Raw genomic sequence first — 23,910 nt, 5'->3', positions numbered from 1 at the left:
TAAAATGAACAAGTTAATATATAGTTGTTTCATATTTCTAATCTTAATCTCTTGTAACGAGAAAAATAAAGAGGTTGTTATTATAGAAAATAAAGAAACTTTATTTACAAAAGTATCTAAGGATATTACAAAAGTTGATTTTATTAATAAAGTCAGTAATGAAAAAGAGTTTAATATTTTTAAATACAGGAACTTTTACAATGGAGGAGGTGTTGCCATTGGAGATATTAATAATGATGGATTGCCAGATGTTTACTTGACAGCAAATAGAGAAAAGAACAGATTATATCTTAATAAAGGAGATTTTCAGTTTGAAGATCTATCTGCAATCTCTAATACAACTGGAAAAAACTCCTGGTCTACCGGAGTGGTTATGGTAGACATTAATGCAGATGGTTTTTTAGATATTTATGTGTGTAATGCCGGTAATGTAAAAGGAGATGATCAAAAGAATGAGTTATTTATTAATAATGGAGATTTAACTTTTACCGAAAAAGCAGAAGAATATAATTTGGCCGATAGTGGATTTACTACTCATGCTGCCTTTTTTGACTATGATCAGGATGGTGACTTGGATGTATATATCCTTAATAACAGTTTTATTCCGGTAAGTAGTCTAGGTTTTGCAAACAAAAGAAATCTAAGAGCAGAAGAATGGGATCTGCCAGAAATTCTTAAAGGAGGAGGAGATAAACTACTTAAAAATGATAATGGAGTATTTACTGATGTAAGTGCAGAGGCAGGAATATATGGTAGTCTTATTGGGTTTGGATTAGGAGTGACAATTGGCGATGTAAATAAAGATTTACTTCCGGATATTTATGTGTCTAATGATTTTTATGAAAGAGATTATCTATACATAAACAGAGGAGACGGGACATTTAATGAAGAAATAAAAGATTGGGTACAACACTTAAGTCTTTCTTCAATGGGAGCAGATATGGCAGATATCAATAATGATGGATACCCTGAGATTTTTGTGACCGATATGCTCCCAGAAGGTGATCAACGACTTAAAGAAACTACAGCATTTGAGACATATGATGTTCAGCAATTAAAAAAAAGCAGAGATTTTTATAACCAGTATATGCAAAACTCTCTTCAACTCAATAATGGGGATAACACCTTTTCAGAAATAGCTCTTTATAGTGGTGTGGCAAAAACAGATTGGAGTTGGGGAGCCTTACTATTTGATATGGATAATGATGGATATCGAGATATTTATGTCAGTAATGGGATCTATCATGATTTGACCAATCAAGATTTCATGAATTTTTTTGCAAATAACATCATTCAAAAAATGACTTTAACTGGTAAAAAGGAAGAAGTAGACTCAATAATTAATAAGATGCCCTCTACTCCGATTCCCAATTACGCATTTAAGAATAATGGAGATTTAACATTTTCAGATCAAACAAAAGGTTGGGGTTTTGATGAACCTACATTTTCTAACGGATCTGCATATGGAGATTTAGATAATGACGGAGACCTGGATTTGATCGTTAATAATTTTAATATGCCCGTTTCTATTTATAAAAATAATAGTGAAGGAAATAATTATATAAAAATAAAGATTAAAGGAGAAGGAGAAAACACCTTTGGGATCGGTAGTGTTGTCGAATTATATTCAGGAAATGAGATTATTAGACAAGAGTTGATCCCTTCTAGAGGATTTCAATCCTCAACAGAATATACAATGACCATAGGTTTAGGAAAGTCAAAAAAAATAGACTCAATACAAATAACATATCCTGATACTAGAATAAATACAATAAAAGACGTTGTTCTGAATACTACTTTAGAATTAAACCAAAAAGATGCAAAACAAAACCAACAAAGTATATCAGTTAGCAATATTCCTTATTTTGAAGAGATCTCTCATGAAATAGGATCACATAAAGAAGATCCATATGTTGATTTTAATTATGAAGGATTGATCTATAAAAAACAATCTCGAGAAGGCCCTGCATTAGCGATCGCAGATGTTAATGGCGATGGTAATGATGACGTTTTTGTAGGAGGAGCATATAAACAAACCGGCAAACTATACTTACAAAACACTTCAGGTAAATTAGTAGCCGAATCTTTTGAGACTGAAGAGTTTTTTGAAGATACCGTTGCCGTGTTAGAAGATGTTGATGGGGATAACGATGTAGATCTCATTATTGGATCGGGAGGAAATTTTAAAGGAGCTAGAACAGGAGTTCGATATTATATAAATGATGGAAAAGGTAATTTTTCCAGAGGCGGTATAATTTTAGTAACTAATACTAATATTTCTTCAATAGCCGCATATGATTATGATCAGGATGGAGATATAGATTTATTTATTGGTAGTCAAAGTGTGGTAGGTACATACGGTATTTCACCCAAAAACTACTTACTTAAAAATGATGGAAAAGGAAGCTTTAAGGATATTACAGTAACAAATGCTCCTGATATCCATAAGATCGGTATGATCACATCGGCGACCTGGCAAGATGTTGATGGTGATACGAAAAAAGACCTCATCCTGGTTGGAGATTGGATGTCTCCAAAAATTTATATAAATGATGGAAATAAACTTAACAAATTACCAACAAATCTAGATGCTACCTCAGGCTGGTTTAATACTTTAGAAACAGGAGATTTTGACAATGATGGAGATATTGATTTGGCATTAGGCAACAGAGGACTAAATGCAATTTATCAAGTTGATGAAGCAAATCCGTCTAGAATGTATATTAGCGATTTTGATGGCAATGGTACCATAGAACAAATAGTTACTCAAACCATAAAAGGGAGAGATATCCCTATACATCTCAAGAATGAGATTACAAGTCAAATTAACTCTCTAAAGAAGCAGAATCTGAAATACTCAGAATATGCAACAAAATCAATAGATGAATTATTTTCCAAAGAAACCTTAGAGAAAGCAATTGTAAAAGAAGTGAATAACTTTTCAAGTATAATTGCTTATAACAATGGTAACGGAGATTTTGATATCAAAGCATTACCCAAAGAAGTGCAATTATCCTGTGTTTGTGATATTGAGATAGCAGATCTTAATAATGATGGTTTTATTGATCTTATTTTAGGAGGGAATAACTATAACCTGAAACCACAATTCTCTCGATTAGATGCAAGTAGAGGAAACGTATTGTTGAATGATGGTAAAGGCGAATTTATTGATCATAAATCTTCAGGCTTTCAGGTAGAGGGCGAAATAAAAAGCATGCAATGGATGAAAAATAAATCAGGAGATAAATATCTGGTGACGGCTATTAATAATCAAGAACCAAAGATCTTTAAACTTAATGATTAACGATTTAAACATAGTGTTTTTAGATTTGATAAAAACTCAATTTCTATTGGGGTTCTGCAAAATTAATATGCTTATAATTGCTTTGCTATTAATTTCTTGCACAAACCAAAAATTACCTCAAGGAGAATTGTTCGAAAAGGTATCATCAAAAACAACGAATGTTACTTTTCAGAATTCTATAAATCCTACCGAAGAATTAAATATACTGGATTATCTGTATTTCTATAATGGTGCAGGTGTCTCTGTAGGAGATATTAATAATGATGATCTGGTAGATGTTTATTTTACATCTAACCAAGGTGATAATAAACTATATCTCAATAAAGGAAACTTTCAATTTGAAGATATTACAAAAAAAGCTGGAGTTGCAGGAAATTCTGATTGGAATACAGGAACTACTATGGCAGATGTAAATGGAGATGGGTACCTTGACATCTATGTTTGTGCAGTAACCGGTATTAAAGGACTAAAAGGGAAAAATGAATTATTCATTAATAAAGGCAACGGTACTTTTACCGAAATGGCTTCAGTATATGGATTAGATTTTCAGAATTATACCACTTCAGCAAGTTTTTTTGATTATGACAATGATGGAGATCTGGATATGTATTTATTAAATCATGCAATACATACACAACATTCTTTTGGAAAAGCGTCAATCCGAAATAAAAGGCATGATAAAAGCGGAGACAAGTTATTGCGAAACGACGGTACTACGTTTATTGATGTAAGTATACAGGCCGGGATTTATGGTGGTGCTAATGGATATGGATTAGGAGTCGCAACAGCAGATTTTAATAATGATGGATTTACAGATATTTATGTAAGTAATGATTTTCATGAAGATGATTATTATTATTTAAATAATGGAGATGGGACTTTTAGAGAAGTATTAAAAGAAAAATTTGGACATACCAGTCGTTTCTCTATGGGCAGTGATGTCACAGATATCAATCACGATGGGTATATAGATATTTTAACTTTGGATATGACTCCAGATGATGAAAAGGTGCTCAAAGCTTCCGCAGGAGACGAAACCGTAGATATGCTTAATATGAGAGTCAACAAGTTAGGATATCATTACCAATATGCACGTAATATGCTGCAGATAAACCAAAAGGGGCAATATTTTACTGAAACTGCATTACTGAGTAAGGTAGCATCTACCGATTGGAGTTGGTCTGCGTTATTTGCTGATTATGATCAAGATGGAGAACAAGATGTTTTTATATCCAACGGGATCCCAAAACGTCCAAATGACATGGATTTTATAAAATATATATCCAATGAGAAAATCAAAGAAAAGCTTAATACAACTAAATTAGTAGATAATGAAGCTCTTAATATAATGCCTTCTGGAGCGATACCTAATTACATTTTTCAAGGAACAAAAAATGTTGACTTTAAAAACAAGTCGGCAAGTTGGCTTCCGCCAGAAGAAATAATCTCAACAGGTAGTGCTTATGCTGATTTTGATAATGATGGAGACTTGGATATCGTAACAAATAACATTAACTCTAAAGCTACTTTTTATCAAAATAAAACAGATCAAAAATCCAAATACTTAAAACTTAAGTTAAGCTTCAAGGAATCAAATAAATTTGGAATAGGAACCAAAGTTATATCTTATCATCAGGGGATAGCTCAATTCAAGCAATTATTCACTTCTAAAGGGTTTCAATCCTCTTCAGAACCAATTATTCATTTTGGTTATGGAGATGTTGAGGTAATCGATTCGTTAAAAATCATATGGCCTGATAATACCATACAGATAGCAGAAAATATAAAGACTAATCAAACGCTTAATGTTAAGTTATTACACAAAAGAGGTTTTGTGGATTATCAAAAAATATTTCCAAATTCTGATAAATGGTTTACAAAAATTGATAGTATTCCAGGATTACAATACACTCATAAAGAAAACAATTACACAGATTTTAATAGACAAAAACTAATCCCATATAAAATTTCAGACCGCGGTCCTGCAACAGCTGTGGGAGATTTAAATGGAGATGGAAAAGAGGATATCTTTTTTGGGAGTTCAAAAGATCAACCCTCAAAAGTGTTTTTTCAAACCGAAAATGGTTTTAAAGAAGAGCTTACTAACTTGTTTGAAGTTGATAAGAAAAGTGAAGATGTAATGGCTGTGATTGCAGATTTTAATAGTGATTCTAAAAAAGATTTGCTGGTAGCTTCTGCAGGAGGAGAATTTTCTGGGGCTTCAAAAAATCTTCTAAACCGGTTGTATTCGAATACCAATACTGGGCTGGTTAAAAATCAATTCTCGGAACATTATCAACAAACTTCTGTAATAAAAGTTAATGATATAGATGGTGATGGAGATGAGGACCTTTTTGTAGGTAATTATTCAGTAGCCAGTGATTTTGGGCGTATTCCAGAGTCGTATATTCTGATCAATAACAAAGGCAATTTTACCGTCATAGAAAACGATGCATTGAAACAAATAGGGATGGTAACCGATGCTGTTTGGAGTGATTTTGATGGAGATGCAGTTAAAGATCTTATTGTTATAGGAGAGTGGATGTCACCACATTTCTTTAAAAATGATAAAGGAAAACTGATTGATGTAACCCAGACATTTCTCTCAGAAAAACTCAATGGGCTCTGGCAATCCATACAAGAGTTTGATATTGATAATGATGGAGATATGGATTATATACTGGGTAATTTTGGACTGAATTCAAAATTAAAAGCATCTTCTGGAGAACCATTACGGATGTATTATGCAGATTTTGATGATAATAAAAAAACCGAAACGATTGTAACGCTTCCCAAAAATGGAAAATATTATACCGCCTTAGGTTTAGATGAACTATCAGGGCAACTCAATTATTTGCGTAAAAAGTTCACTACTTACAAAGATTTTGCAGGCAAAACAATAGAAGAGATATTTGGAGACACAGTACTTAATAAAGCTACAATATTGGAGGTTCACCAGTTAGCATCAGGCTATCTGGAAAACCGAGAAGGGAAGTTTTTTTTTGTTCCTTTTTCTAATGAGTTACAGGTTTCTCCTATTACAGCAATGCTAAAATATGATTTTGATAATGATGGACAGTCAGAAGTTTTCCTGGCAGGAAATTATTTTGGTGTCATTCCTTATCACGGAAGATTTGATGGTTTTGGAGGAGCTATCCTTAAAAATCCAAGTACTATAATTAACTCTTCAAAACTAAATATCAACCTTTCTCAAAAATCAGTAAGGGGCTTAAATATTATTAATTTTAATAGTAAAGACTATTTATTAATCACAATACACGATGAAAAAGCAGAGATCTATGAATTTTCTAAATAGATTATATCCTATTTTCTATTTAAAGAAAGCTATAAGAATGTTCTTGATTACTTCATTATTTGCAGTAGCTACTTCTTGCCAAAAAGAAACCCAGGAAATCATAATTACATCAAATGATTATCATAAAGCTGTAGATAAAGTAACAGAGGTAATGGTTCATGATATTTTTTCTCCTCCAGTTGCTAGTAGAATATACAACTATTCTAATATTGCCGCCTATGAAGTAATACGTCAGGAACAGGACAATTATATTTCTTTATCCAATCAAATACGTGATTTGCAATCGATACCTATAGCAGACTCCAAAAAGAAAATAAATTATAAAGTAGCCGCTTTAGTTGCGTATTTGGAGGTTGGGAAAAACTTAATTTTTTCAGAAGATCGCATTGTGACATATCAGGATAGCTTATATATTTCCTGGAAATCCTTTGATGAAACCACTTTTTTGGATTCAAAAGAATATGGAGTTAAGGTGGCAGAACATATAAAACAATGGTATGCTTCAGATAATTATGCACAAACTCGAACCATGCCTAAGTTTTCTGTCAATACAGAAGATCCTGCTCGATGGCAACCAACCCCACCAGATTATATGGATGGGATAGAACCTCATTGGCGAGAAATCCGACCATCAATATTAGATTCTGCAGCACAGTTTAGACCATCGAGATATCCCGATTTTTCATTAGAAAAAGAGTCAGCTTTTTTTAAAGAAGTTCTAGAAACCTACGAAGTAGGAGTCAAGATTAAAGAAGAAGGAGAAGATTCTGAAAAATTAGAGATTGCACAATTCTGGGATTGTAATCCGTATGTTTCTACACATAAAGGACATTTAATGTTTGCCACAAAAAAAATAACCCCAGGAGCACATTGGATAGGAATCTGTAAAATAGCTTGTAAAAAAACCAATGCAGACTTTGCAAAAACAGTTTTTGCATATACAAAGACCTCGATTGCAATTGCAGATGCATTTATCAGCTGTTGGGATGAAAAATATAGAAGTAATCTAATACGTCCAGAAACGTTGATCAATCAGCATATTGATGAAAATTGGGTGCCAGTACTGCAAACACCACCATTTCCAGAATACACTAGCGGACATTCTGTGGTTTCTGGTGCGGCATCGACAGTACTAACAGATATATTTGGAGATGATTTTGCGTTTAATGATAATACAGAGGTGCAATACGGATTACCAATACGTTCCTTTACTTCATTTAACCAAGCTGCAGATGAAGCCGCTATTAGTAGGTTGTATGGCGGAATTCATTATCGAGCGGCTATCGATTTAGGATTAGAACAAGGCCGATCATTAGGAAAATTTGTAAATAAGGAACTAAAGATGAACAAAAACCAATAATCTAGCCGATCCCCTAATGTTTAATCTAAAAGAGATCAAAAAAATAAGAGTTTTAGGTATAATCGCAACCTTGTTTTTTGCAACTGCAATTTGGTATCTATTTATTAAAAAATATGATTATCAAATGGCGTTTAGTGCAAATGCTGCACCTGGCGGGATATATCATAAAATAAAAGAAATAGAATCCTGGGGCAGTGATAAAAAAAGAAATACAACCTTGTTAGATACTACACTATTTAGATCAGTAACTCAAAAAATAGATAGAAATGATAATTCATTCGTATTAGATTGGAAGTTAAGAAGGGTTAGTGATACTGTTACTAGGATTACTGTTGGAATAATATCAAAAAAACACTCTGTCAGGAATAGATTAAAAGTGCTTTTAGGATCTTCTACTTTTATAGAAAATATCAAGAAAGAAATGATCCAATATGGAAAAGAGATTTTCTTTTTTACAAATAGTTTTAAAGTCAATATTGAAGGAGAAGATTTAATCCCCCAAATGGAATATGTATACATCCCATTACAATCAAGAAGAAGAGAAAAAGCAAATGCGATGATTAGGGGTAATGGATATTTATATCCAAAACTTAAAAAGAATAATTTAAAAGAAATAGGGTATCCTTTTGTGAAAATTAAAGAATGGAATACCCAAACAGATACGATTCAATTTGATTTTGGGTTTTCAGGAGATTATAAAGATTTATTGATCGAAGATAGTGAGATGCAATATGGTAAATTAGTTGAACAAAGAGCTTTAAAAGCCACCTTCTACGGAAATTATAAAAATAGTGATCAAGCGTGGTTTTGTCTTTTAGAATACGCAGAAAAATATAAGATTCCTGTTAAGAAAACGTTTCTAGAAATTTTTTATGACAACCCTATGGAAGGAGGTGATGAACTCCAGTGGAAAGCAGAAATTTTCATACCTATTGACGATCAGCAATAATATTTATTAGAAATAATTTACCAAAAATCCCTTTGCAATGGATTAAAAATAATACAACCGATTACATTTTTTTCTTTTTAGAATCGCTTTTCAGTTGATCAAATTCTTTGGATATTTATAAGTAACTTACTGATTATTTTTTTAAATAAAATACTTATAAAGTTTTAAGCATAGATTCTAGTATGAGCAAGAAATATATCGTAGCATTTGATCAAGGAACAACAAGTACAAGAGCTATTATTTTTAATGATATCGGAGAGATTTGTGAGATTGCTCAGAAAGAATTAACGCAACACTATCCAAAATCAGGATGGGTAGAACACGATCCTTTAGAAATCTATGAACACCAATTTGAAGTGTTTCAAGAGGTCTTGAAAAAATCAAAAATTACACCAGACCAACTTGCAGGAGTAGGTATTACTAATCAAAGAGAAACAACCGTAGTTTGGGATAAAAATACAGGAAAACCCATTTATAATGCTATTGTTTGGTTAGATAAAAGAACCAAGAATATCTGCGATCATCTTCGATCTCTGGGATTAGAAGAATATGTGTCTCAGAATACAGGTTTAGTAATTGATTCATATTTTTCAGGAACCAAATTAAAGTGGATTTTAGATACTATAGAAGGAGCGCGAGAAAAAGCTGTAAAAGGAGATTTGCTGTTTGGTACGATCGATACCTGGTTAATCTGGAAATTTACTCAGGGAGTTTCTCATTATACAGATCATTCTAATGCATCAAGAACGATGCTATATAATATCCTTGATTTGGATTGGGATCAAAAACTATTGGATGCATTAGATATTCCAAGATCACTACTTCCAGAAGTTCGATATTCTTCGTCAGATTTTGGTAATATCAGTTATCAAGAAGTAGATATTCCAATTTATGGAGTGGCAGGAGATCAACAAGCTTCTTTATTTGGGCAAGGAGGATATAAATCCGGAATAGCTAAAAACACATACGGTACAGGTTGTTTTCTATTACTTAACACAGGGAAAAAACCTTGTAAGTCTCAAAATGGATTGTTAACTACTTTATGCTGTAGTCTTCCTGAAGACCCTGTAAAATATGCTCTTGAAGGAAGTATATTTATTGGAGGCGCATCAATACAATGGCTTAGAGATAAACTTCAAGTTATTGATAAGGCTTCAGAGACAGAAGCAATTTGCGAATCTACCTCATTACCAGAAGATCTTTATGTAGTTCCTGCGTTTGCCGGTTTGGGAGCTCCTTATTGGGATATGGGTGCCAAAGGAGCTATTTATGGATTGACCTTAGATTCTGGTAAAAATGAAATTATAAAAGCAACCACAGAAGCACTAGCTTATCAAACACGAGATGTGCTCGAAGCTATGATAGAAGATAGCGGTAAGCAAATGGCAATCCTGAAAGTAGATGGTGGAGCGTCAGCAAATAATTATTTAATGCAATTTCAATCTGATATTCTAAATGTTGAAGTGGATAGGCCAAAGATGTTAGAAGTAACAGCTTTGGGAGTAGCATTTCTAGCAGGAATAAAAGCAGGAGTCTGGACCAAAAAAGATATTGCAAAAATTAGAGCTGTAGACACGGTATTTAAACCTGTGATGACACAACACGACCGAAGCCGAAAATATTTAGGATGGCAACAAGCAGTATCTAGAACCAAAACAGTCAATAAAGATATGTTGGCTATAAAAGAAGATAGTCCGATTCGTTTTTCAGTTTTAGATAGAAACACTCAGCTCATAAGAGCAAAAAACACCAAATATGATCTTATTGTTATTGGAGGAGGAGTAACAGGAGCAGGAATTACTTTAGATGCCGCTTCTAGAGGACTAAAAGTTTGTTTAGTAGAAAAAAATGACTTTGCCTCTGGCACAAGTAACAAATCAACAAAACTTATTCACGGAGGATTAAGGTATCTAAAACAAATGGAAATTGGCTTAGTCGCAGAATCAGGAAGCGAGCGAGCAATTGTACATAAATTAGCTCCTCACCTTGTAGTGCCAGAAAAAATGCTACTACCTCTGATAGAAGGCGGTACTTATGGAAAATTAATGGCTTCATTAGGATTAAAAGTGTACGATTTTTTAGCAAATGTAGAAGGAGAAGATAGACGAAAAATGTTAAATGCCGAAGAGACCTTGTCAAAAGAGCCATTACTTAGTAAAAAAGGTCTTACAGGAGGAGGGTATTATGCAGAGTATAGAACCGATGATGCAAGACTTACTGTCGAACTGCTTAAGAAAGCGGCTAGCTATGGAGCAAATAGTATTAATTATTGCGAGATGACATCCTTTAATTATGATGATAATGGCAAGATCAAAAGTTTACAGTGTTTAGATCATAATACAAATGAAACCTTTACCATAAAATCAAAGAACTTTGTTTCTGCAGCAGGACCATGGGTGGATTTATTGAGAGAGAAGGATCATTCAATGAATAGTAAACATTTACACCTTACCAAAGGTGTACACTTGGTTTTCTCTAGAGATCGTTTTCCGCTCACTCAATCCATTTATTTTGATGTACCTGATGGTAGAATGATTTTTGCTATACCGAGAGGAAGAGCTGTTTATGTTGGGACTACCGATACAGATTATAGCGCTAATCTAAACCATGTTGTCGCTACAAAAGAAGATGCAGAGTATCTTTTGAAAGCCGTCAACAATATGTTTCCGGATGTACAATTAAAAATTGAAGATATAGAGTCTAATTGGGCAGGATTACGACCATTGATTCATGAAGATGGAAAAGATCCTTCAGAATTATCCAGAAAGGATGAAATTTTTGTTTCAGAAACAGGATTGATATCTATTGCGGGAGGTAAATTAACAGGGTATCGTAAAATGGCCCAAAGGGTTATTGATGCTGTACTCAAAACGATGAGTAGTAAACGCAGAGATAAATTCTCTAAATCTTTTACTAAACAAATATCTTTGACCAGCGCACCTCTCGAGGATTCATCTGCGGTAGAAACCTATCAAGCAGAAATTACACAACGGCTTAGAGATTTAAATATAGAAGACCCATATTGTGGTTGGTATCTTGCTTCAACCTATGGTAGACAAACAGATATTATACTAAGTAAAGTGAATTATTTTCTTAATGCAGATGTAGAGGAGCGACTTATTAGGGCAGAATTATGGTACTGTGTTCATCATGAAATGGTAAATAGTTTGGTAGACTTTTTTGTCAGAAGAACCGGGAGATTATATTTTGACATTAATAGTGTACATAAATTTAGATCGATTATAGAAGAAGATCTTGTAAAATACCTTAATTGGGATGAAAACCGACTCTTAAATGAAAATAGATATCTGAATACTCTTCTAAAGGACGCTGCGACATATTATGAAAAAGAATTTGAGTAAACTTTTTATAACATTCTATTCGTAATAGGTGGTTTTATATATTTGTTTTTTAAGAAGATTATGGAGATAATTACATTTTAGAGAATAAGTGATTAAGAGTATTAAGAAGTGTTATCTCTATTTTAAAATAGATTAAAACCTTCTTTATGATTATGACTTATGTTATAAAAATAGAATAAAATACGACGGGTAATTGAAAAATTCAAAAAGGCAAGTGAGAACAAAATCATTTGGTTTTCACGATCAAAAAGAAGTGTTTGTTATTGAATTAAAAAATGATAAAGGTTCGCGATTGCGTATCACCAATTTTGGAGCCACTATTATGAGCCTGGAAATCCCTGATAAGAATGGAAGACTTACTAATGTTGTAATTGGTTTTGATACGCTAAAAGATTATATAGAAAAATCGAAAAATAAAGAATCAAAATTCTTGGGAGCATCCATAGGAAGACATGCTGGTAGAATCTCTAATGGAGAAATCAATGTAAACAATACTGATTATGTGCTTTATCAAGAAGAAGGCATTCATCTACATGGAGGTAAAATGGGGTTTGATTCAAAAGTTTGGGAAGTGGATTCTATTGATGAAGAAGCATTGTTAGTTTCCTTTTCTTATCTGAGTGAACACCTAGAAGAAGGTTATCCAGGAAATCTACACACTAAAGTTACATATCAATTAACAAATACTAATGAATTAAAGATAACCTATAAGGCTGTATCTGATCAAGATACCGTAATTAACCTTACGAATCATGCATATTATAATCTTAGTGGATCAGATACAATAGCAAATCATATATTGCAATTAAATAGTCATAGTTATTTAGAAATCAATGGAAAACAATTGCCTACAGGAAAAATTAAACCTGTGGTTAACACAAAGCTTGACTTTTTGAATCCTAAACGACTAAATGGACTCTTAGAGTTTGGGATTATTGATAACACCTTGATTTTTGATCAGGAAAAAAAGGTAAAAGCTACTCTTTATTCTCAAGAAACAGGTATTAAGATGGATGTACATACCAATCAACCAGGAGTAGTAATTTATACTCCAGAAAAATTTCCAGAATGGAACTTTAGAAAAGCAGCAAGATATAACTTGTTTCCTGCTATATGTTTTGAAGTGCAAAATTATCCTGATGCACCTAGTCATAGCAATTTTCCATCAAGTTTTTTAAAAACAGGAATACCTTATGAAAATCATAGTGTATTTGCATTTAGTATATTAAAAGACTGATTTTTTGATTAAAATCTACCAACAACTCCTATTTGTCCTGCACCTAATCGTAGATCCCATTTGATCTTAAATTTTTTAGTGTCATAAACATAACGTTCATTGTTATTAAGATAATTATCAATGCCATCTACAATAACAACACTTAATGCAACACCAAGTACTACATCTGTTAGCCAGTGTGCACCTTCCCATAGCCTTGATACTGGAGATAATAATCCTACAGCATATATACCTCCTTTTACATATGGATTATCAAATTGCTTTGCTATGGCATACGCAGTTGTAAACGATAGAATAGCATGCCCCGACGGAAAAGAATGGTAGTCGGCCTCACTAGAATAAAACTTAAAACTTAAATTATCCTTACCTGTAATCGGTCTGGCTCTACCAGCAAGGGTTTTACTAACCGTTTGTATAATTCCTCCAGCAGTAGCAGAAGCAATTAATAACACACCGGTTTTTCTTACTTTTTCGTTTTTAGTTAATAATCCAAAAGCATAAACACCGGTGGTTAGTCCGTAGTTTACTATAGGTTTTCCAAAACGAAATCCAGTTTCTCTAATAGCTCTGGGGACTCCATCTCTCTGATTAGTGAAATAATCGTTTGCCGGCTCGTCTAATGCTAATAAAATAGTCGCTCCGGCAACTATACCACCAAAAGTAGCCCAATCTTTCTGTTTCCATTTAAAAGGTTGAGTATATGCGTGTTTTACACCTCCAAAAACAGAAGCACCATCATACTTAAGCATTTGCCAAGTGGTTAGATTATTTTGTTTTTGAGAGTATAAGGAAAAAGTGAAAAGTAGTAATACTACAACGACAAGTAGGTTTTTTGTAGAACTCATAATAAAAATTTACCTCGTAAAAATAATAAGTTATTGCATATAAATATTGGATAAAGCATATATCTGCTTAAAAAAGTATGAAACCTTGAGATTTATGGAGTTATATTTATGAAAAGATATAATGAGGAAAACGAATATAACCGGTTTTACAAATAAAGTTATTGAGTACTACTCTTTTTAGTAACTTAGAAAGCAATAATTATCCAAAAGATTAATGATGAGAGTTTTTACGATTGTTTTTTTAGGAATACTAAATGGTATAGCTCAAGAGATACCCGCCGAATATGAATATGAATTTTCTCCAAATAAAATTGACTCTATTGATAAATCTATTTTTTTTGAAGAAACGTTTGAAAGCCTTCCTCAGGAAATAGAATTTGTAAAATATAATCAGTCAGAATATTCTGAAGGCAACCTTTTTAGTACTTATGAATATTTTAAAAATCAGGAGTATAAGATAACCTCTTCTACCTATTATTATCAGGATTCTAAAAGGATTTATAGCGACGGATCTTGTAACTGTGATCAAACTATTGATACTATTTATTTTAAGAAAGAAAAGGTTAAAATAAAGATAGATACTTTATTAATGTCAAAAGGTAGGTATCAGGTTACCAAAACAAATCAAAATAATATAAATACTGAAAAATTTCTGTATAATGCTAAAAATCAACTTGACACCTATTATTTCGGATACTCTTATTCAAAATTTAAACATAAGAAACGATCTGTTGAGTATAAACATTACAGAGCAGATACTGTAGAAGCTGGATATGAACAATATGAAAAAGAAGGATATGTAGGAGTTGATTATGTCGAGATTGGTGTTGATCCTGTACTTTACAAGCATGTGATCCGAGATAAATTAGATCAAATTATTAGAATATATACGATCGATAATTTCTTTGAAGAAGAATTAACAGCTACGATTTTAAATTTTGATTATAATAAAAAAGGACTGCCCGTAAAAAGGCATAGAGTTGTTTATGAGTTTAATAGATATTCATTAGATAAAAACGCACAAGCAAAGCTAGGTGTATTGTTTAAAGACATAAAAAAAATAGAAAAACTAAAAGAGTTCTCTAACAATAAGACTATTTACGAAACAAAATATTTTTATGATAAAGGTAAATTAACCAAAGTGTTTTATAGCCAGGGAAGCTATGATAATAAAAATGGCGTCTTTGAAAAAAAGATATTAGAGGACGATGAGAATGTAGGCAAAGAACATCTAGAAATCTTATATACAAATAACAAAAGGATAATTAATTATTATGTTGATAGTGAGTTGTCTGGAGTTGATGAGTATTTATATGATACCCATGATAATTTGATAGCCGCTCAAAAGTATTTAGTTCAAGATAATAAGAAAGAACTTCTTATTGATACTAAACAAGAAATAAAGTATAAAAAGTAAAGTATAGTATTTAACTAGTTACATTAAGCTATTACCTTAAATACAAGATCAGTATAAAATTTTACAATATTATCTTTGCCTTTTTCTACATCTGTTAGGGATGGTAAATGTTCGGAGAAATAACGTTGTTGATGTGCTCCTTCAATTACTGTAGAAATAAGCATATGAGGAAACTCAAAAGTCGGGTTTATTTCGGTTACAATGTCACTTACTCTTTGTACTACGCGTTTATATACTTTATAATATCCTTTTTCATTCTCCTGATCCACATTTTTGGTATGATACGCTTTAGAGGATTCAGCGATTATAATTCTGTTCAAAGTAACTTCGTTTACAAACGAAAAGGAATTATCTACATTTATTTTTCGAGTTAGTATTTGTACAGCAGATGTTAGCTTTTCGTTTGCAGATTGTATGTTGTTAATAGCAAATACAAGTCTGTACTCTACCCAACTCCAGTACCAGCAAGTAAGGTAAACCAATAACATATGCTTGCTTTCAAAATAACGATAAATAGAACTTTCATTAGATCCAATACGCTGTCCAAGTTTTTTAAAAGTAAAAGCTTCAAAACCTAGTTCATCAATCATATCAATACTATTAGACACTATTTTCTTTCCTAAATCTGAAGATTCTGGATTTTTAGAATAAAGCTCATCACTTATGACAATGTGTATAGGTAAATTTTCCATCTTAAGAATATAAATATAATAGTAACACTATTAATTTGGAGTAGTTTAACCGTTTTTTTGGAAAAAAGAAAATAAATTTCAAATTATTCAAATAAAAATCTTTCTTTTTTGATATTTGCATAAACTATGTCTTTTTTAAAAACTATAATCTTTGGTTATAATAATTGCTGCTAGTGAAAGTTAATTTTGATAGAGTATTGTTTAATAAACTAATAATTTAAGCTTACATTTTTACTTACAATGATATATGCTTTACATAATAAAAAGGGTGAAAAAGTATTAACGATTGCTCCTCTTTCTAATGCGACAATTACATCTATGTTTAAAACCCCTAACTTTTATGGAGTTTTTTTCTTTACTAAAGCAAATGGGATATTGGTTATAGATCAACAACATATAAAAATAAAAAGTCAGTATATTTTATTTTATTATCCTTATCAAAAGCTCTCAATAGAAGGTGATTTTGAAGGTGTTTTTATTCAGTTTCATCCTGATTTCTTTTGTATTGATATTCATGCAAGAGATATTGGCTGTCAAGGACTTTTGTTTAACAATTTTTTTAATGATTTTTTATTACCGTGCTCTAATGAAGAGTTTGAAGACTTATTTAGTTTTCAATTGCAGATCAAAAACGAATTACTTAAAAAAGATGTTGGGCAGTTGGATATGGTGTCCAGTCAATTAAAGATGTTTTTAATTAATGCAGTAAGAATTAAAAAGAAAGGACAAGAAAAAGAGTTACCGTCAAAAGATAATCTACATCATCAAATAGAAAGATTGATAGAAAATAACTTTGCCTCAGAACCTTCATCAGAGTTTTATACCAAGGAGTTAGGGGTTTCGTTAACCACCTTTAATCGATTATGTAAAAAGTATTTTCAAAATAGTTTTGTAACCATTCTTAACTTAAAGAGAATAGCAATTGCAAAAAACCTACTATTTTTAACCAATACATCAATTAAAGACATTGCGTATCAAGTAGGATTTAATGATCCGTTATATTTTAGTAGAGTTTTTAAAAAACATAGCGGAATTTCTCCCAAAGAATTCAGAGAACAACTAAAAAACAATAGATTGGTTTAATTGTCCATATGTTGGTTATATACTCCTTATTTCATAATTAGGTGGCGGACTATTTTTGTTTAAAATTAATTTAAACACAGATAGTTATGAAACCAAATAGTGTATTGTTGTTATTTTTTACAGTATTGATTTTGTCTTCGTGCAATACCAATAAAAAGCAAGAAAAAACATTAGCTACAAGCCAGGCAAAAGAAATAAAAGAAGGGAGTAAGGGTGTAATAATCTATAAAATAGATACAAATACAAGTACTACAACCTATATCGGTAACAAACCTACGGGAAAACATAATGGTAGAGTTAGTATATCTAATGGTTCTTTTGAGGTTAAAAACAATGAAATTACTGGAGGTAAAGTAGTCTTGGATATGAAAAGTATTTCTGTTGATAATCTTAATGATAATAAAGAATCTTTTGGAAAATCAGTGTTATTAGATCATTTAAAGTCCAATGATTTTCTGGATGTAGAAAACCACCCTACAGGAGAGTTTATTATTACTTCGATTACTCCATATATAAAAAGGGTGTCTAAAAATTCTAAAAAAGAATTTGATTCAAAGTTTAAGCCACTTTCTATACAAGAAAATACTATCGACAATCCTACTCATACTATGGCAGGTAATTTGACTTTAAGAGGAATTACCAAAAGCATTTCTTTTCCTGTACGAGTGCAAAAGTTTAATGCAAAAATAGTTGTAGGAGCAAAATTCAATATAAATAGAACTCATTGGAATATAAAGTATGGAGAAGAAGCTTCTGTGTCAGATAAAATCAAGGATAAGTTTATTTATAATACAGTTAATTTAGGCTTTAGAGTAGAAGCTATAAGTCCTTCAAGTTCTTCCAGTGATCCCAGTTTGGCACCTAAAACTATTGATGTTTTTGAGAAAAAATTTGGAATACACGAAGGAAAAAGACGTAATCATATTAGTGGATTTTGCTTCTCCGGATATCTCACGATAAAGGATCATGCGATAAAAAAATATAGTAAGAGTAAAATTTTTAGCCATACACGGTTAAAAGTTAACGGTAGATTTTCGCATAAAGGAGGAGTAAAAAAAGATGAAAGTCAACCTGGAGAATATGGAATGGCCTTTCAGGTAATGCTAGAAGACAATAGTATCCATAATTTTAGTATGAATACTCTTGATTTTTTTCCGGTAAAGACGCCACAAGGGTTTCATCAATTAATGCAAGCTAAACTGAGTGGTAAACCAGAGGATTTTGAAAAACTTAAACAAGATCATCCAGAATTTAAAAACTTTAAAGCGCATTATAAAAACAAAACTAAAGAGCTAAAAAACTTTACAAACCATCAATTTAATAGTGTAAATTCTTTTTACCTGGAAAACGATAAAGGAACTATAACTCCAGTGCGTTGGTCATTTGTGCCTAAAAATGAAACCATAACAATTGATACTTCAAAAAAAGTAGATTTTTTTAATGAGACCCAAAAAGCAATTCGAAGAAATAATACACTTACATGGGAGATGATCGTAACCATCGCCAATGATCAAGATGTTGTTGAGGATGCCAGTATTCAATGGACTGGGGAGCATCAAGAAATTGTTGCTGCTGTGCTCACTATTGATACGATAAGAAAAGAAGGGGCTTGTGAAGCTATTAATTTTGATCCACTTCAATTACAAGCAGGGTTTAAACCTTCAGACGATCCGATTTTAAAATTTAGATCTCCAGCATATGCAGCCGCTTTTGTGCGTAGACTTCAAGAAAGTAAAAGTGCTCGTAAACAGTCAAAGTAATACAGCCTCAAAGTACAACCTAAAAACTAAGCAAAATGGAACAAAAAGAAACTTGGTTATCAAGTCTGATAACATCTTCTCCACAAGAAGGGTATGAATTAGCAATAAAACTCTCAAGAATGGGAGTTAAATCAACACAACCAGATATGGAGGTTTTAAAACGTTTACGAAAAGATTATGCAAATAGTGCTTCTGGATTAACTGCAGCTTCTCAAGTAATTGCCCTGAATTTTCAAACTATTTCTGCTGCTAACAATTACTGGAGGTAACAGAAATATATAACCTTAATTGATTTTTTAGTTTACAAAAAAACCCGAACAATTTGTTCGGGTTTTTGATGTGGTACCTCCAGGAATCGAACCAGGGACACACGGATTTTCAGTCCGTTGCTCTACCAACTGAGCTAAGGTACCTCACATAATGTGAACTTACATCCTACTGTGATTCGGTGCGTAAGCGGGTGCAAATATAGAACGCTTTTTTTTATACACAAAAGAAAAAATTAAAAATTTCGTTTTGTACTTTTGCAGTTCGCCAAAAATAATAGTGAATAAGCTGATACAGAATTTTTTAATACGAATAAAAAAAATGACCAAAATCAATCCAAGGATTGAAAAATAATAAATATGATCAGATGAATCTTATTATAGATGTAGGTAATACTTCCATAAAAATAGGAGTTTTTGATAATTCTTTGATAGTTCATAAAAAAATTATTGAGCCTGGCTCAATAATTAAAGAGATTCAAAAAGTTTATACAGAATATCCTCTTATGGAAAAGGCAATCATTTCTTCAGTGTCTAACGTGCCTAAAGAAGAAATAAGGCTGTTACACAAACTTTTTGATACCTTGATTGTAGATCATACAATAAAAATGCCTTTTAAAAATTTATATACAACTCCTACAACGTTGGGCGTAGATAGATTGGCATTGATTGCAGCAGCGGTGGATCAGTTTCCAGGTAAAAACACTTTGGTTATCGATGCTGGAACCTGTATAACATATGATTTTAAAAATGAAAAGGAAGAATATCTTGGCGGAGCTATAGCGCCAGGATTTAAATTAAGATATGCAAGTCTTAATAATTATACTGCTAATTTACCATTGTTGGAAATAAAAGAACCCCAAAATCATATTGGAGATAGTACAAAAGAGGCAATTCACTCTGGTGTTGTGAACGGAATTTTATACGAAATAGAAGGAACAATTGCAGAATATTGCAACACTTATGGTGATTTAACAGTTATTTTAACCGGTGGATACGTACATTTTTTGTCTAAAAGATTAAAAAATAGCATATTTGCCACCTCTAATTTTTTGTTGGAGGGACTAAATTACATTTTAGCTTTTAATAATAGTCAATGATAAAGAAGATTTTAGTAGTCATTCTGGTGGTAGTTACTAGTGTATCGTATGCTCAGGAGGGAACTTCTTCGCCTTATTCTTTTTATGGGATAGGCCTTCAGAAGTTTAAAGGAACAGTAGAAAACAGATCGATGGGGGGATTGAGTATACTTTCAGATAGTATCCATCTTAACCTCCAGAATCCAGCAGCGTATGGAGAATTAAGGCTCACGACCTATTCGTTGGGTACAAATTATAATAATACAACTATCAAAAATACAACAGCATCTTCTGCTGTTGATAACGCAAGTCTTAATTACTTGGCCATTGGGATTCCAGCAAATAGATTTGGATTCGGATTTGGGGTGATTCCATTTAGCGCCGTTGGGTATCAGTTGAGTTCTGTTGATAATAACGGAATGGAAACCCGATTCACAGGAACAGGTGGACTGAACAAAGTGTTTTTAGCCGCAGGATTCAAAGTTAACGAGAATTTAAGTGTTGGTTTGGATTTTAATTATAACTTTGGAAACATTGAAAATAAGGCAATTTTATTAAATCCTGATGTGGAATTTAATACTAGAGAAATCAATAATTCTGATTTGTCCGGTGTTAGTTTTGCGTTGGGTGTAAATTATAAAAGGATGTTAAACGATAAGTTGCAATTAACAACTTCATTCGTGTCGACACCATCATTTAAATTGTCTTCAGATAATACAAGAGAATTAGCTACTATATTGATCGCTAGTAATGGTCAGGAAGTTGTTTCTCAAAGACAAGAAGTAGAAGTTCCAGATCGCGATTTGGATCTTCCTGCAGAATTTAAATTTGGAGCAGGGATTGGAGAGCCTAAAAAATGGTTTGCAGGAGCAGAATATACATATTTAGGTGCTGAGGATTTTACTGATAGAATCTTTACGGCAGACAATGTAGCGTATGATAATGCTTCTAAGTTTAAATTAGGAGGATATTATATCCCTAAATATAACTCTTTAACAAGTTATTTTAAGAGAGTTGTATATAGAGCAGGGTTTAGATATGAAGAAACAGGATTGAATGTTAATAATCAATCCATTAATGAGTTTGGCATATCTTTTGGAGTAGGATTGCCAGTGGGAAACTTGTTTTCTAATGCCAATATAGGTTTTGAGTACGGACAGCGCGGTACAACCGATTTTGGACTAGTAAGGGAAGACTTTTTTAATTTTTCAATAGGTTTGTCACTAAATGACCAATGGTTTAGAAAAATAAAATTTAATTAACTACAATTTAATACAGCTATGAATACTAAAGTTCTATTTACAATAGCAGCAGGATTAGTTTTAGGTACTACTAGTGTTAGTGCTCAGGCTACTGACTGTGCTACTACGGCCTCTATAGCCTATGAGCATGCTAAAGTAAAAAATTATGAAGCGGCCGAAGAGCCGTTATGGAAGGTGAGAAAAGAGTGCCCTACACATAGTGTTGCTACTTTTCAGTTTGGAAAAAAATTATTAGAAAGCAAGTATAAGAAAGCAACTGGAGCAACAAAAACAGCTCTTGCTAATGATATGATCGCACTTTGGAAAGAGCGTCAACAATACTTTCCTGCTAAAACAAAAACAGGAAGCATGCATGCTGACATAGGTCAAATCATGTATGATAATAAAATTGGAACCAAAGAGAGTCAGTTTGCTGAGTTTCATAAAGCCTGGAGTGAGGATAAGAATAATGTAACAAACCCTAAAAACGTTTATACATATTTCTCATTACTTGTAGACCTTCACGGTGAAAAGAAAAAAGAGATTCAAGAAGTTTTTAATCTTTATGACGATGTTATAGAGAAAATTGAAGGAGAAGAAAATACAAAAGCAAAGACGATTTCTGAGCTTACAGAAAAAGAAGAATCAGGAACTGCTTTAACGCGCAAAGAGAAAAAGAAATTAAGTAGATCTGGTAAAATATTATCTAACTATAGTAAAGTAAAAGCTGGTGTAAATCAGAAGATAGGTGATTTGGCAGATTGTAAGAATCTAATACCGCTTTATAACGGTCAGTTTGAAGAAAAGAAAAATGATATCAACTGGTTAAAAGGAGCTGCAAGCAGAATGTCTGCAAAAGAATGTACTTCTGATCCTTTATTTTTCAAATTGGTTGAAGGATTGCACAAAGCTGAGCCTTCTGCAAAATCTGCATACTATCTTGGATTGTTAGCGATGAAAGACAAGAAAACATCAAAGGCATTAGAATACTTTAATCAATCGGCAGAATTAGAAACTAAAGCAAATGATAAAGCTAAGGTATATTTCAAAATAGCTGAAGTATTAAAAAGACAAGGAAGTAAAGGAAAAGCAAGATCTTACTATAGAAAAGCTTTAAAGCAAAAACCATCTATGGGTATCTGTTATCTTAGAATAGCGAGTATGGTTGCTAGCAGTGCTAATAATTGTGGAGATGATGTTTTTAGTAAAAGAGCTGTATACTGGTTAGCAGAAAATTATGCTAGAAAAGCTGGAAGAATAGACCCTAGTTTAAAATCAACAGCTTCTAAGACTGCAGCTAATTATAAGGCAAAAGCACCATCAAAAACAGATATTTTTAATAATCCTGAGATTAAATCTGTAAAAATAGGTTGTTGGATTGGAGAAACTGTAAAAGTTCCTAAGCTATAATGCTAAAAAACAAACAAAATATATTATTAAACTTTGTCACAGCGATTGCTGTGACATTGTTTTTTTCATGCCAATCAAACATTGTAAAAAAACCATCTTCTTTTAAGGTTGCAGAAGATGCACCCATCGCAGAAGCTTTTGAGGTGAATCTAAAATATACGGATTCTGGAAGGCTTACAGCTATACTTAGAGCTTCCAAAATATTGGACTATACTAATTTGGATTTTGGGTATCATGAATTTCCTGAAGGTATAGTACTTGATATTATAGACAAAGAAGGAAAAGTAAGTGTTGTAACATCGGATTATGCGATATCTTATCAGCAAACAGGACTTATTGATATGAGAGGTAATGTAGATATTAAAACAGCTGATAGTACCCATTTGCAGGCGAAGCAACTGTATTGGGATCAAAATGTTAATTGGGTCTTTACAGATCAGCCTTATAAAAGTTACCTTCCAGATGGCACTTTAAATGAAGCAGACGGCTTTGATGCTAATCAGGATTTTACTATCTTGAATTCACGCATAAATGAAGGAGTAATGTTTATTGAAGATAATTAGTTGTCAATAAATCGTTTGTAGACTAA

Annotated in this window: 16 protein-coding genes and 1 tRNA gene; 14 read left to right on the top strand and 3 right to left on the bottom strand. The window is 32.3% G+C overall.

Going from position 1 to position 23,910, the window contains the following annotated elements; all coding sequences use genetic code 11:
* Window positions 1-4: 4 nt before the first annotated feature.
* The 6 genes from U0D62_RS04020 (at window position 5) to U0D62_RS03995 (ending at window position 13,528) form a co-directional block, all read left to right on the top strand.
* Window positions 5-3,304 (top strand): VCBS repeat-containing protein, encoded by a 3,300-nt coding sequence (locus U0D62_RS04020; protein WP_322194026.1) that lies wholly within the window; start codon window positions 5-7, stop codon window positions 3,302-3,304.
* A gap of 67 nt (window positions 3,305-3,371) precedes the next feature.
* A complete protein-coding gene (locus U0D62_RS04015) occupies window positions 3,372-6,620 on the top strand; it encodes a VCBS repeat-containing protein (protein WP_322194025.1) in 3,249 nt (1,082 codons plus the stop codon).
* Window positions 6,586-7,980, top strand: coding sequence for a vanadium-dependent haloperoxidase (locus tag U0D62_RS04010; protein ID WP_416135531.1), 1,395 nt, complete (start codon window positions 6,586-6,588; stop codon window positions 7,978-7,980). Before U0D62_RS04015 ends, U0D62_RS04010 begins: the two co-directional genes overlap by 35 nt.
* Window positions 7,981-7,996: 16 nt before the next feature.
* Window positions 7,997-8,929, top strand: coding sequence for a GyrI-like domain-containing protein (locus U0D62_RS04005; protein ID WP_322194024.1), 933 nt, complete (start codon window positions 7,997-7,999; stop codon window positions 8,927-8,929).
* A gap of 182 nt (window positions 8,930-9,111) precedes the next feature.
* Window positions 9,112-12,291, top strand: coding sequence for a glycerol kinase GlpK (gene glpK, locus U0D62_RS04000; RefSeq protein ID WP_322194022.1), 3,180 nt, complete (start codon window positions 9,112-9,114; stop codon window positions 12,289-12,291).
* 214 nt (window positions 12,292-12,505) lie between these two features.
* Window positions 12,506-13,528: an aldose epimerase family protein gene (locus U0D62_RS03995; RefSeq protein ID WP_322194021.1), complete on the top strand. Its 1,023-nt coding sequence runs from the start codon at window positions 12,506-12,508 to the stop codon at window positions 13,526-13,528.
* Window positions 13,529-13,536: 8 nt separating this feature from the next.
* On the opposite strand, the gene U0D62_RS03990 is transcribed toward U0D62_RS03995, so the two are convergent.
* The gene (locus U0D62_RS03990; protein WP_322194020.1) at window positions 13,537-14,373 is read right to left on the bottom strand and encodes a phosphatase PAP2 family protein; all 837 of its coding nucleotides are present in this window, start codon (window positions 14,371-14,373) and stop codon (window positions 13,537-13,539) included.
* Window positions 14,374-14,590: 217 nt separating this feature from the next.
* Here U0D62_RS03990 and U0D62_RS03985 point away from each other — a divergent pair, with 217 nt between their 5' ends.
* A complete protein-coding gene (locus U0D62_RS03985; protein WP_322194018.1) occupies window positions 14,591-15,790 on the top strand; it encodes a hypothetical protein in 1,200 nt (399 codons plus the stop codon).
* Window positions 15,791-15,813: 23 nt separating this feature from the next.
* On the opposite strand, the gene U0D62_RS03980 is transcribed toward U0D62_RS03985, so the two are convergent.
* On the bottom strand, window positions 15,814-16,482 hold the full coding sequence (locus U0D62_RS03980) for a TetR/AcrR family transcriptional regulator (RefSeq protein ID WP_322194017.1): 669 nt from the start codon (window positions 16,480-16,482) through the stop codon (window positions 15,814-15,816).
* Window positions 16,483-16,722: 240 nt separating this feature from the next.
* Here U0D62_RS03980 and U0D62_RS03975 point away from each other — a divergent pair, with 240 nt between their 5' ends.
* The 3 genes from U0D62_RS03975 (at window position 16,723) to U0D62_RS03965 (ending at window position 19,594) form a co-directional block, all read left to right on the top strand.
* A complete protein-coding gene (locus U0D62_RS03975; protein WP_322194016.1) occupies window positions 16,723-17,565 on the top strand; it encodes an AraC family transcriptional regulator in 843 nt (280 codons plus the stop codon).
* An 86-nt stretch (window positions 17,566-17,651) separates the two neighbouring features.
* On the top strand, window positions 17,652-19,325 hold the full coding sequence (locus tag U0D62_RS03970) for a YceI family protein (RefSeq protein WP_322194015.1): 1,674 nt from the start codon (window positions 17,652-17,654) through the stop codon (window positions 19,323-19,325).
* Between the two features lie 35 nt (window positions 19,326-19,360).
* Window positions 19,361-19,594 (top strand): hexameric tyrosine-coordinated heme protein, encoded by a 234-nt coding sequence (locus U0D62_RS03965; protein WP_322194014.1) that lies wholly within the window; start codon window positions 19,361-19,363, stop codon window positions 19,592-19,594.
* Window positions 19,595-19,665: 71 nt separating this feature from the next.
* Here U0D62_RS03965 and U0D62_RS03960 read toward each other — a convergent pair.
* Window positions 19,666-19,738 (bottom strand) — tRNA-Phe (locus tag U0D62_RS03960).
* Between the two features lie 221 nt (window positions 19,739-19,959).
* Here U0D62_RS03960 and U0D62_RS03955 point away from each other — a divergent pair.
* Genes U0D62_RS03955 through lptC form a run of 4 tightly spaced genes read left to right on the top strand, consistent with a single transcriptional unit; the run spans window position 19,960 to window position 23,884 of the window.
* Entirely contained in the window at window positions 19,960-20,691 is a 732-nt protein-coding gene (locus U0D62_RS03955) for a type III pantothenate kinase (protein ID WP_322194013.1), read from the top strand.
* Window positions 20,688-21,932 carry a hypothetical protein gene (locus U0D62_RS03950; protein ID WP_322194012.1) on the top strand — a complete coding sequence of 415 codons (1,245 nt, stop codon included), beginning with the start codon at window positions 20,688-20,690 and terminating at the stop codon, window positions 21,930-21,932. The genes U0D62_RS03955 and U0D62_RS03950 overlap by 4 nt, the downstream gene beginning before the upstream one ends.
* Window positions 21,933-21,950: 18 nt before the next feature.
* A complete protein-coding gene (locus tag U0D62_RS03945; RefSeq protein WP_322194011.1) occupies window positions 21,951-23,321 on the top strand; it encodes a tetratricopeptide repeat protein in 1,371 nt (456 codons plus the stop codon).
* Complete coding sequence (lptC, locus tag U0D62_RS03940) at window positions 23,321-23,884, top strand: LPS export ABC transporter periplasmic protein LptC (protein WP_322194010.1); 564 nt, start codon at window positions 23,321-23,323, stop codon at window positions 23,882-23,884. The genes U0D62_RS03945 and lptC overlap by 1 nt, the downstream gene beginning before the upstream one ends.
* The last annotated feature ends 26 nt before the right edge of the window (window positions 23,885-23,910 follow it).

The sequence above is a fragment of the Aquimarina callyspongiae genome (assembly GCF_034322225.1).
Lineage (GTDB): Bacteria > Bacteroidota > Bacteroidia > Flavobacteriales > Flavobacteriaceae > Aquimarina.
The sequence above is the reverse complement of the archived record's forward strand: the minus strand, read 5'-3'. Positions and strand labels throughout refer to the sequence as shown.